General features: G+C 71.9%; 9 protein-coding genes and 1 pseudogene. 7 read left to right on the top strand and 3 right to left on the bottom strand.

Going from position 1 to position 11,607, the window contains the following annotated elements:
* The 7 genes and pseudogenes from D7Y13_RS29840 to lipB all read left to right on the top strand — a co-directional run.
* Positions 1-901: pseudogene (locus tag D7Y13_RS29840) on the top strand (penicillin-binding protein 1C); the annotation flags it as partial.
* 11 nt (positions 902-912) lie between these two features.
* Positions 913-2,013 (top strand): SpoIID/LytB domain-containing protein, encoded by a 1,101-nt coding sequence (locus D7Y13_RS29835; protein WP_158620405.1) that lies wholly within the window; start codon positions 913-915, stop codon positions 2,011-2,013.
* Between the two features lie 210 nt (positions 2,014-2,223).
* Complete coding sequence (locus tag D7Y13_RS29830) at positions 2,224-3,618, top strand: OmpA family protein (RefSeq protein ID WP_120584311.1); 1,395 nt, start codon at positions 2,224-2,226, stop codon at positions 3,616-3,618.
* 285 nt (positions 3,619-3,903) lie between these two features.
* Positions 3,904-4,833, top strand: coding sequence for a lipoyl synthase (gene lipA / locus D7Y13_RS29825; RefSeq protein WP_120535383.1), 930 nt, complete (start codon positions 3,904-3,906; stop codon positions 4,831-4,833).
* 41 nt (positions 4,834-4,874) lie between these two features.
* The gene (locus tag D7Y13_RS29820; protein ID WP_120584312.1) at positions 4,875-6,137 is read left to right on the top strand and encodes a dihydrolipoamide acetyltransferase family protein; all 1,263 of its coding nucleotides are present in this window, start codon (positions 4,875-4,877) and stop codon (positions 6,135-6,137) included.
* A gap of 96 nt (positions 6,138-6,233) precedes the next feature.
* A complete protein-coding gene (locus tag D7Y13_RS29815) occupies positions 6,234-7,994 on the top strand; it encodes a ClpX C4-type zinc finger protein (protein ID WP_233595673.1) in 1,761 nt (586 codons plus the stop codon).
* The gene (gene lipB / locus D7Y13_RS29810; protein WP_120584313.1) at positions 7,991-9,085 is read left to right on the top strand and encodes a lipoyl(octanoyl) transferase LipB; all 1,095 of its coding nucleotides are present in this window, start codon (positions 7,991-7,993) and stop codon (positions 9,083-9,085) included. The genes D7Y13_RS29815 and lipB overlap by 4 nt, the downstream gene beginning before the upstream one ends.
* On the opposite strand, the gene D7Y13_RS29805 is transcribed toward lipB, so the two are convergent.
* The 3 genes from D7Y13_RS29805 to D7Y13_RS29795 form a co-directional block, all read right to left on the bottom strand.
* Positions 9,075-9,881 (bottom strand): MBL fold metallo-hydrolase, encoded by an 807-nt coding sequence (locus D7Y13_RS29805; protein ID WP_120535380.1) that lies wholly within the window; start codon positions 9,879-9,881, stop codon positions 9,075-9,077. The two genes, lipB and D7Y13_RS29805, sit on opposite strands and share 11 nt — an antisense overlap.
* A 34-nt stretch (positions 9,882-9,915) precedes the next feature.
* The gene (ribA, locus tag D7Y13_RS29800; protein WP_120535379.1) at positions 9,916-10,590 is read right to left on the bottom strand and encodes a GTP cyclohydrolase II; all 675 of its coding nucleotides are present in this window, start codon (positions 10,588-10,590) and stop codon (positions 9,916-9,918) included.
* A 124-nt stretch (positions 10,591-10,714) separates the two neighbouring features.
* Positions 10,715-11,607: molybdopterin molybdotransferase MoeA (locus tag D7Y13_RS29795; protein WP_147452521.1), on the bottom strand; the 893-nt coding region annotated here is incomplete at its 5' end.

The raw sequence follows: 11,607 nt of genomic DNA, 5'->3' as shown, positions 1-11,607 counted from the left end.
GGCGCGGGGTGGGGTGGTGGGGCCGCTGAAGGAGGTGCGCGCGGCGTTCGGTCCGGATGGCGCGCCGCTGCGGATTCCGGTGGAGCTGGAGGAGCACCGGTTCCTGACGGCGCGGCCGGTGGAGCTGCTCACCGACGTGCTGGCGGACGAGGCGGCGCGGGCACCGGCCTTCGGCTTGGACAATGCGCTGCGCTTGCCGTTCCGCGTGGCGGCGAAGACGGGGACGAGCCGGGCGCACGTGGACAACTGGGCGGCGGGCTTCACGCGGGAGCGCACGGTGGCCGTGTGGGTGGGCAACTTCGATGGCACGCCGATGCGGGGTGTGTCCGGCATCACCGGCGCGGGCCCGGTGTTCGCGCGGGTGATGTCGCTGGCGATGCGAGGGGTGCGCGCCGCGCCGCTGGTGGACCGGAGCCACTTCGAGTCCGCGGCCATCTGTGCGTTGTCCGGCGAGCGCGCGGGGCCGAACTGCCCGGGCCTGCTGAAGGAGGTCTACCTGCCGGGCACGGCGCCCCGCCACGACTGCACGATGCACCGGAGCGACGGCGCGCTGGACGTGGGCCCGGCGTACCTCGCGTGGGCGCAGGCGGAAGGTCTCGCGTCGGCGTCGGTGAGCGCGGAGGGCCGGCCGGGGAGCCGGGCCGGGTTCATCCTGCCGGCGGACGGGGACGAGTTCCTGGTGGAGCCGCAGCTGCCCGAGGGTGCGCAGGCGGTGCCGGTGCGGGTGATGGCGCCTCCCGGGGCGAAGATGCTGGAGCTGCGCACGGACGACGGGCGCCGCATTGAACTGCCGCCTCCCTTCGTCACGCGACTGCCGGCGGTGGCGGGGGTGCGCAGGCTGGAGTTGTGGGCTCCCGGCGGCGCCGAGCCGCTGGCGGTGACGCGGTATCGCGTTCGATGAACGCCGTGGGCATGGCCGTGCTCCTTGCCGCGATGGTGGCGGGCACTGCGTCCGGCGAAGCGCGCGTGGCTCGCCCGTCGGATGCGAAGCCCGGGGTGGCTCCCGAGACGGGCGTGGAGGTGCGGATCCTCTCGAAGCACCGGCCCGCGCGGCTGCGCCTGGACGGCCCCCGTTCGCTTGAAGTCTTCGCCTCGCGCGACGTGCTGCTCGTGGACGGACGCGCGGTGTCGCCGCCCCTGCGGCTGGAGTCCGGCCGCTGGCGGATCCGGGGTCGCAACCTGGACCGGCGCTACGAGGGCTCGCTGTCCCTGGACGCCCGTGCTGGCGAGTTGATCATCATCGCCACCTTCGCGGTGGAGACCTACGTCGCGGCGGTCACCGCGAGCGAGACCGAAGTCGACACGCCGTTCGAAGCGCTCCGCGCCCAGGCCATCACCGCCCGCAGCTACGTGCTCGCCTCGGGCAGGCGGCATGAGGAGGCCCGGGCGTGTGATCTCACCCACTGCCAGGTCCTGCGCGGCGAAGGCTTCGCGCGTCACCTGGCCCGTGCCCGCGATGCGGCCCGTTCCACCGAAGGCGTCGTGCTGCGCCTGCGCGATGGCGCCATCGCGCTCGCGCCCTTCCATGCGAGCTGCGGTGGACACACCGCTGAACCCGTGGCCGTGTTCGGTGCTCCGGATCTCACCGGCGCCGCCGCCGTGCCCGACCGCTGCCCTGCGTCTCCCTGGAGCGCCGTCGTCTCGCGCGCGCAGGTGACGGCCGCCGCCACCGAGGCCCTGGGCAGCCCCGCGCAGGCGGCGGATCTGCTCCTGGACCGCGACTCCAGCGGGGCGGTGGTGCGGGTGGTGGACCGCGCTTCGGGGCGCGACGCCCGGGGCGATGCCTTCTTCCGCGCGCTCGGGGCCCGTGCCGGTTGGGATCGCATCCGCAGTGCGCGCTTCTCCTTCGCGTTCGGCGGAGAGCGGGTGCTCGTCGAAGGTCAGGGCCACGGTCACGGCGTCGGTCTGTGTCAGGCCGGCGCGGCCCTGCTCGCCCGGCAGGGCCAGACCGCGGAACAGTTGCTCGCGCACTACTTCCCGCGCGCCCTTCTCTCGCACACGAAGGACAAGTGAACCCGGGGGCCGGAAGGGCCCCCCGTTCGCAGTCGTCCGCGAGGGAGACGTGCCTTCAGGGGCCATCCTCTCCGACCCCCCCGCGAGGGGTTATCAGCACCCCGAGTGCTCCGTATCGATTGCACAGAGCCCTCAGTCTCGCGCAGTCCAGCGGGGCGTGGCCTCGCGCACCGGCCATCCCGGTGCGGGACCCAACCGGGGAGGCATCACATGGCGTTCAACCTGATCGAAGCGGTCGGCTCACAGTTCATGAAGAAGGGATTGCTCCAGAAGATCAGCGGGAGCCTGGGCGAGGATCCGCAGGCGACCACCAAGGTGCTGCCGGGCGCCATCGCCGCGGTGGCGGCGGGCGTCGTGGATCAGGGCGGCAACGAAGCCGGAGCGCACCGTCTGCTGTCGAAGCTCAACGAGGGCGGCTTCACCGGACCCGACGCGGGTCCGCTCCCCGACGGCATCGGCGAGGGGCTGATGGACGAGGAGGAGCGCGGCAAGGGCATGCTGAACGGGCTGTTCGGCAACAAGCTCGGGGGCATCGCCGACGGCCTCTCGCGCTTCGGTGGGATGCGCAACTCCGGCTCGGCGATGAAGCTGCTGTCCCTGGCCGCGCCCATGCTCATGGGCGTCCTGGGCAAGCAGGTGCGGGATCAGCGCATGGGCGCGTCCGGGCTGATGCAGATGCTGAACGGTCAGCGCTCCAACATCGCCGCGGCGCTGCCAGCCGGCGTGGGCGGCCTCCTGGGCTTCGGCGGCACCTCGCGCCACGCGGTCGCGGAGGTCATCGAACCCCACCGCGAAACCGTGACGCAGGTCCGTGAGACGGCGACCGTCCGCGAAGCCGTCCCCCGCCAGACCATCAACCGGCCACCGGAGAAGAAGAAGAGCATCGCCGGGTGGGCCGTCCCCCTGGCCCTGCTGGCGCTGGTCGCGCTCGCCTGGGGAGCCCTGCGCGGCCGCAGGAACGAACCCGCGAAGGCCCCGGTGGCGACACGCACGACGCCCGCGCCCCGCGTGGAGGATCGCGTCGCCCAGGCGCCACAGCCCGCGCGTCCCACGCCTGCGCCGCAGCCCGCGCCGGTGACCCCGCCGGCGGTCCCGCCGCAGGCCGAGGAGCAGACCCCGCCCGCGACGGGCGGCTCCGGCACGGAGGAGGGCACGGGCAGCGCTGGTACGGAGGAGGCCACGGGCGGCTCGGGCACGGAGAAGGCGCGCGTGAGCGATGCCACCGGGCTGCGTGAGGCCTTCGACAGCAAGAACGCGGAGTCCCAGGGCTTCGTGCTGGAAGGCGTGGAGTTCAAGACCGGGTCGGCGACGCTCACCGCGAAGGGCAAGCAGCGGGTGACGGAGCTGGGCGACGTGCTGAAGGAGAAGCCCGACGCGCGCGTGCGCATCAAGGGCTTCACCGACTCCACGGGCAACGCGGACGCCAACCAGCGGCTGTCGCAGACGCGCGCGGACAGCGTGAGCAAGGCCCTGGTGGGCGAAGGCGTGCCCGCCAACCGCATCGAGGCCAGCGGCGAGGGCGACGCGGAGCCCATCGCCCCCAATGACACCCCCGAGGGCCGCGTGCAGAACCGCCGCATCGAGGTGCAGGTGATCCCGCAGTAGTCCCCCATGCACGCGTTCCCGGCGGCGTACGGCCTTCCCCGTGAAGGCCGTACGCCGCTGTCTTTTCGTGCCCCGCTCATGGGACGCATCAGGGGGGCAGGAGGGCAGGGGAGCGCCCCTGTCGCCAGGCCGTCGCTTGGGGTACGCCGGCCGTGACTGGCCGCATCCTGTCCACCGCGTTACATCCCCCGGGGGCACCACTTCTGTCAGGCTGCCGCTAACGCCTCGCGTTAGGGCTTCACGCTTGACCCTGCTTTCACCCACCCTCTAGAAGGCCCGCGACCCATGGCGACTCCCGATCGGTTTCCCCTCCCACAGGTCTCCGAATCCACCCGCAAGCCCGAGTGGTTGAAGGTGCGTCTGCCGCACGGGGAGGGGTACGAGCGGGTCAAGGCCATCGTGAAGCGCACGAAGCTGGCCACGGTGTGCGAGGAGGCCCGCTGCCCGAACATCGCCGAGTGCTGGGGCGGAGGCACCGCCACGGTGATGTTGATGGGCGAGGTGTGCACGCGCGCCTGCCGCTTCTGCCACGTGAAGGTCGGGGCACCTCCGCCGCTGGATCCGATGGAGCCCATCCATCTGGCGCAGGCGGTGAAGGAGATGAACCTGGAGTACATCGTCGTCACGTCGGTGAACCGCGACGACCGTCCGGACGGGGGCGCCAGCCACTTCGCGTCCGCCATCCGCGAGCTGCGCAGGGAGAGCCCGCGCACCCTCGTCGAGGTCCTCATCCCCGACTTCAAGGGGCAGGAGAAGGACCTGATCACCGTGGCGGAGGCGAAGCCGCACGTGGTGGCGCACAACGTGGAGACCGTGGAGCGCCTGACGCCCACGGTGCGCGACCGCCGCGCCACCTACCGCCAGTCGCTGCGCGTGCTGGAGTTCCTCAAGAACCGCCCGGAGCGGGTCTACACCAAGACGTCGGTGATGGTGGGGCTGGGCGAAACGGATGAGGAGCTGGAGCGCACGTTCAAGGACCTGCGCGACGTGGGCGTGGATGTCCTCACGCTGGGCCAGTACCTGCAGCCCTCGCAGTACCACCTGCGCGTGGAGCGCTTCGTGACGCCCGCGCAGTTCGAAGCGTACAAGGCGCTGGCGGAGTCCTTTGGTTTCCTCTACGTGGCCTCCGGGCCGCTGGTGCGCTCCAGCTACCGCGCCGCCGAGTTCTTCATGAAGGGCCTGATGGAGCGCGAGCGCGTGGAGCGCCTGGGCTGACCTGACGCACCCTTCCCCAACACAGAGAGACACACCCCCTCATGGCGACTTTCGAATTCAAGCTCCCGGACCTCGGCGAAGGCGTGATGGAGGGCGAGCTTGTGAAGTGGCACGTCAAGGAGGGCGACCTGGTGAAGGAAGACCAGGTGCTCGCCGAGGTGATGACCGACAAGGCCACCGTCACGGTGCCCAGCCCCCGCGCGGGCCGCGTCGTGAAGACGCACGGCCGTGAAGGGGACATGGCCAAGGTGCACCAGCTGCTGGTGACGCTGGAGACCGAAGGCGGAGCCCCCGTGGCGAGCGCTCCGGCCCACGGCGCTCCGGCGGCCGTGAGCGCCCCCGTGGCGGCGCCCGCGCAGGCCCAGGCGGCCCAGACGCAGGCCGCCTCCAAGGTCCTGGCGACGCCCGTCACGCGCCGGATGGCGCGCGAGCACGGCCTGGACCTGGCGGAGATCTCCGGCAGCGGTCCGCAGGGTCGGGTGACGAAGGCGGACGTGGTGGCGGCGCTGGAGGGTGGCGGCGCGCCGAAGAAGAACGAGGTGACGGCGCCCGCGCCGCAGGCCGCGCGTCCGGCGGCGCCGCTTTCGACGGGGCGGGGCGACGAGCGCATCGCGCTGCGCGGGCTGCGCAAGAAGATCGCCGAGAAGATGGTGCGCTCGAAGTTCACGATGCCGCACTTCGCGTTCGTGGAGGAGGTGGACGCCACGGACCTGGTGGCCCTGCGCACGCGGCTCAACAGCCAGCTGGCGGCGGCCGGTGACGGCACGAAGCTCACGTACCTGCCGTTCATCGTGAAGGCGACGATCGCGGCGATGAAGAAGTTCCCGCACCTCAACGCGAACTTCGACGAGGCGTCGCAGGAGCTGGTGGTGCGTGGCGAATACAACATCGGCATCGCGGTGGCCACGCCGGACGGCCTCACGGTGGCGGTGGTGCGCAACGCGGATCAGCTGACCCTGGGCGAACTGGCGAAGGAGATCTCCCGCCTGAGCGCCGCAGCGCGCGACCGCAAGCTGAAGATGGAGGAGCTGACGGGCGGCACCTTCACCATCACCTCGCTGGGTCAGAGCGGCGGGCTGTTCGCCACGCCCATCCTGAACCACCCCGAGGTGGGCATCATGGGCGTTCACAAGCTGAAGAAGCGCCCGGCGGTGAAGAACGATCAGGTGGTCATCCGGGACATGATGAACCTGTCACTGTCCTGCGATCACCGCGTCATCGACGGTGACGTGGCGGCGAGCTTCGTCTACGAGGTCATCAAGTATCTGGAGGCACCGGACCTGCTGTTCCTCGCGATGGCGTGAGGACACGCGTCGTGGTGCTCGCCCGGCCGCCCTGACTCCGGGGGGCGGTGGGCGCGGGGGGACTTCCGGACATGAAATCCGAGGCGGGCATCCGCGATGGCCGACAATCCCCGTGAGTTGATCCGCGCCGCCCAGGCCGCCGAGCTTCAGGGAGACATGACGCGCGCTGCGGACTGCCTGGAGCAGGCCGCGGCGCTCTACCAGCAGTCCGGACACACCTCGCGCGCCTCGCAGTTGCTGCGGCAGGCGCGCCAGCTGAAGAGCCGGTCTCCGGATGTGAGCCCCGCGTTCGCCGCGGCGATGGGGGGCGGGAAGGACGCCATGGCGTTCCGTTCCCTGTCCACGATGACCTGGAGCGACGCTGCGTCCGCCGCGTTCAACGACAAGGCGGAGGCCGGGGGCCTGCCGGGTCCGTCCGAGCGCGAGGCGCCGGGCGAGCCTGGAGCGCAGCGGTCCTCCGGGCGCCATGAAGCTGTCGGCGCTGGGGGCCTGCCGCATCCCTCCGAGCCTCCGGCATCCAGCGGATCCGTGGGGCTGCCGCCGCTCGCTGAACGGATCGCGGCGGTCGTGCTGGAAGGCTCGACGCGGCCTTCCGGGGACCCGGCGGACATCGCCGCCGGTGGCTCCTCGCGCTCCACGGAACGCGCGGCGTCCGCCCAGCTCGCGGATGCGCTGAGCCGCTCCGACTCCTCCAGCGCTGACCAGGCCCCCCAGGAACGTTCCTGGCACTCCGGACCCGGCCCGTTCCCGGGACGCGCCGAACACGCCGACTCCGGGCAGGCCACGGGCCCCCTGGAACACGTCGAGCACGAGGACTCCCTCCAACCCGGAGGCCTGCTGGGCCCTCCCGAGGACGACGACGTCATCGTCCCCGGTGGCCTGCTGCGTCCTCCAGATGAGGACGAGGCTCCGGAAACCGCGAGGCCCGCGCACGGACGTCGGCGCGAGAAGCGCCTCATCGAACGGGGGCCCACCCGCGCGGATCCTGCGCTGGATGCGTGGTGCTCGTTCTGCTGCCGGCCTCGCGGCGAGGTCGGTGATTTGGTGGCGGGCCCCGCGGGCGCGTTCATCTGCAAGGGCTGCCTGGGTGAGTCCCAGGGCCTCCTCGGCGACGTCGTCGCGCCGCCCCGTGCGCGCAAGCCCGTGGAGGACGCGACCGCCGAAGGCGTGGAGATGCTGGGCCACGACGAGGTGCGGACCCTCCTGGCGCGCACGCTCCAGGCGGGAGCGCGCTGCATGCTGCTCGTGGGGCCGGAGGGCTGCGGCAAGAGCATCTTCTTCCAGTCGGTGCAGCGGCGGGGGCAGGGCGTGCTCACGTCGGTGGAGACCCTGGAGTCCGCCCCTGGCGCGGACGTGCTCCTGGTGGAGGACGTGGACCGGCTGGAGTCCGGAGCCAAGGCCGCGCTGGTCGCCTTCCTCGCGAGCCACCCGGAGCGCGCGGTGGTGATGAGCGCTCGGGGCGCGGTGTCGTCGCTGGGCCTGTGGGTGCGAGGGGAGGGCGGCAGCCTGCCCGTGCCCACCACCGCGGGCCTCATGGAGGCCGTGCAGGGCTCGCTCCCGGTGGCGCTGCTGGAGCGCGTGCAGGTGCTGTTGCCGGTGCGCCGTCCGACGGTGCCGGAGCTGGTGGAGGTGGCCCGGCGTTCGCTGGCCCTGCGCCGTCCGGCGGTGTCCCTGTCGGAGGAGGTGCTGGGCGCCTTCGCGGCGGAGGCGGTCCGCTCGCCCCGCGCGGGCCATGAGCTGCGCGCCCTGTTGTCGCGCGTGTATGCGGGCTCCTGGAGCCTGGAAGCGGCGCAGACGCCCGCGCCGTCCGCCCCCGCGCCGCACCCCGGCCGGGGGGGCCGGAAGGGAGCGCCATGAACACGCTCACCGTCTTCCGCCTGGGTCGGGTGGAGTACGAGGACGGACTGAAGCTGATGCACCTGTTCGGCGAGGCCCGCATGCAGGGGCTCGTCGGGGACACGCTGCTGCTGCTGGAGCACCCGCCCGTCCTGACGCTGGGCCGCGCCGCGAAGCGCGAGAACATCACCGCCACCGACGCGCGCCTTGGGGAAGAAGGCGTGGAGGTGTTCGACACCAACCGGGGCGGCGACGTCACCTACCACGGGCCGGGACAGGTGGTGGGCTACCCCATCCTCCTGCTCCCGCCAGAGCGCCAGGACGTGCGCCGCTACGTGCGCGACGTGGAGCGCGGCCTCATCCAGACGCTCGCGGGCTTCGGCCTCACCGCGGGGCCCATCCCGAAGTGGCCGGGCGTGTGGCTGGGGCAGGAGGGTTCGCCGGACGCGCGGAAGATTGGCGCCATTGGCGTCCACCTGTCCAAGTGGCTCACCACGCACGGCTTCGCGCTCAACGTGAACACCCGGCTGGAGCACTTCCAGCTCATCGTCCCGTGCGGCATCCGCGAGGCGGGCGTCACGTCCATGCAGCGCGAGCTGGGCCACGCCGTGTCCGTGCCGGACGTGGAGGAGGCCCTCGCCCGCGAGTTCAGCCAGGTGTTCGACGCCCGGCGCGTGGACGGTGAGGTGTCGCTGCGCACGGTGAGCGTCGCGGTGGTGAAGGGCCAGGGCCCGGAGGCGCGCGTGCTGCTCCTGAAGCGGACGCCGGAGCGCGGCGGCTTCTGGCAGACCGTCACCGGACGCCTGGAGCCCGGGGAGGCCCCAGCGCAGGCCGCCCGCCGCGAGCTGGTGGAGGAGACGGGCCTCGCCGCCGAGCCCGTGGATCTGCACTACCGCCACGCGTTCGCGCTGGGAGACGCGCTGCCCCCGAAGCTCGTGGAGGAGCACGGCTTCGCGGTGCACGTCGGACCGGACGCTCCGGTGCGACTGGGCCCGGAGCACGAAGCCTTCGAGTGGGTGGACGTGCCCGCCGCCCTGCGACGGCTGCCCTTCCGGGGCCTGCGCGAGACGGTGGCGCGGGCCCTGGAAGCGCGGCGTCCGACTACAGCTTGAGCACCATCGCCTCCTTCGCGGCGATGGCCTCCGGGCGCTGCTTGCGCACCTCCCGCACCAGCTTGTCCATGGCCGCGTCGTCGCGACCCGGATCATGGTGGAAGAGCACCAGCTGCTTCACGTCGCTGGCGTCGGCCGCCTTCACCGCGGCCTCCCAGGTGGAGTGGCCCCAGCCCGTGCGGCCCCGGTACTCGTCCTCCGTGTACATGGAGTCGTAGATGAGCGCGTCCGCGCCGCGAGCGAAGTCGAACAGGCCCGCGTCCAGCGCGGTGCCGTGCTCCACGTCCGTGGCGTACACCAGCGAGCGTCCGCCGAAGTCCACGCGGTAGCCCACGTTGCCGCCGGGGTGGTTCAGCTCCAGCGTGCGCACCGTCGCCTTGCCCACCGGGATGTCCTTGCCCACGATGACGTCCCGGTACTCCAGGCGCGTGCGGAACACGTCCTCCGCCGTCACCGGGAAGTAGGGGTGCACCATCTGCCCGGCCAATATCTGCTTCAGCGACTTCCCATCCCGTGGCGACCCGTGGAGCGTCACGTCGTTCGCGGGCGAGAACATCGGCGCGAAGAACGGCAGGCCCTGCAGGTGGTCGTAGTGGTAGTGCGAGATGAAGATGTTGGCCTTGACGGGCTTGCGCGTCGCCGCCAGCGCATCCCCCAGGCCGCGTGCTCCCGAGCCCAGGTCGAAGATGAGCAGCTCGTCGCCGCAGCGGACCTCCACGCACGGCGTGTTGCCGCCGTAGCGCTTCGTCTGCGGGCCGGGCGCGGGGATGGAGCCGCGCACCCCCCAGAACCGCACCTCGAAGCGCGCGGTGCTCCGCCGGACCGGGCGCTTAGCCGGCCTTGGCTTCGGTGTCGTCGTCCTCCGCGAAGAGCTCAATCAGGTGCCCCGTACGCTCACGCTTCGTCTTCAAATAGTCGACGTTATGCGGATTGTGCTCGGTCCGGGAAGGGATTCGGCGTCGGACCGCCACTCCTTCTTCGACCAGCCCCGCGATCTTCAGCGGATTGTTGGTGATCAGGTCCACTGACTGCACGCCCAGTGAGCGCAGCATCTCCGCCGCCACGTCATAGGAGCGCAAATCGTCCGCGAAGCCGAGCTGCCGGTTGGCCTCGTAGGTGTCCAGCCCCTTGGACTGGAGGGCGTAGGCCTTGATTTTGTTGCCCAGGCCGATGCCCCGGCCCTCCTGGCGCAGGTAGAGCACCACGCCCAGGCCGTTCTGCGTGACGAAGTCCATGGCCCGGTCCAACTGCTCGCGGCAGTCGCACTTGAGGCTGCCGAAGACTTCGCTCGTCAGGCACTCGGAGTGGATGCGCACCGGGACGCCGTCCAGGCCCGCCGGCTCGCCCACCACCAACGCCACGTGCTCCCGCCCGTTGCGCTTGTCGCGGAACACGATGGTCTTCAGCACGCCACGGGCCGTGGGCACATCCGCTTCCGAATACCGCTCCAGATGCTGGGTCGGCTTTCGGGTCGGCAGGACCTGGGGTGGGCGAGTGTCGGACATGGTAGGTCTTCTCCCAGTGGAGGAGCGTTTCTTCTCGCTCCGCCGGATGCAAGTCAAGGTGGCACCCCCCATGGGTGGGGCGTCACCCACAGGGGATAGATGCGGTTGCCGGCTTCCGTGTTCCTCAGGCCACCCACGACAGGGGGAGCAGCTCGACATGGGATCCATCAGTCAAGCTGCTGATTTCCCGGGGGAAGTGGAGCAGGTGGGTGGCTGCCGACGCTGAACGCAGGACACCCGACGTTTGCGTCCCGAGGGGCTTCGCCCACAGCTCGCCCGCCCGCCAGCTCACCGTCACGCGGACGAAGTGGGCCAGCCCGGGGGGCTTGGACAGGCGGCCGTCCAGGCGCCCTGACACCCGGTGGGGCTCCACGTCCTGGATGCCCAGGAGCCGGCGCAGGGCGGGGCGCACGAACAGCTCGAAGGTCACCAGCGAGGAGGTCGGGTTGCCGGGCAGGCCGAAGAAGAGGGTCGGGCCCCGCTGGCCCACCACCAGGGGCTTGCCGGGCTTGATGGCCACGCGCCAGAAGTGCTGCTCCACGCCCAGGGCCCCCAGGGCGTCCTTCACGAAGTCGTGGTCGCCCACGGACACGCCCGCGCTGGTGAGGACCACGTCGAAGCCGTCCGTGCGCGCCAGGGCCTCCTGGACGGCCTCCCGGGTGTCCCGGGCGATGCCCAGCAGCGTGGGCAGGCCGCCCGCGCGTCGCACCGCCAGGGCCAGCGCCGGGGCGTTGGTGTCCACGATGCGCCCGTCGGGCGGTTCATCCGCCCGGCACAGCTCGTCGCCGGTGGACAGCACCGCGACGCGCGGCCGGCGGGGAACCGGCACGGACGTCATGCCCTGCGCCCACAGCAGGCCCAGCTCCGGGATGCCCAGCGGGGTGCCGCGCCCCAACAGCACGTCACCCTCGCGCGCGTCCTCGCCCCGGGGCCGGATGAAGTTCCCCGGCGCCACGGCCTCCAGCACCTCCACGCTGTCGGGGGCCAGGGGGCGGGTGCGCTCGCGCATCACCACCG

Origin of the sequence: Corallococcus praedator, from assembly GCF_003612125.1 — a bacterium.
In the GTDB taxonomy this organism is placed as follows: domain Bacteria; phylum Myxococcota; class Myxococcia; order Myxococcales; family Myxococcaceae; genus Corallococcus; species Corallococcus praedator.
The sequence above is the reverse complement of the archived record's forward strand: the minus strand, read 5'-3'. Positions and strand labels throughout refer to the sequence as shown.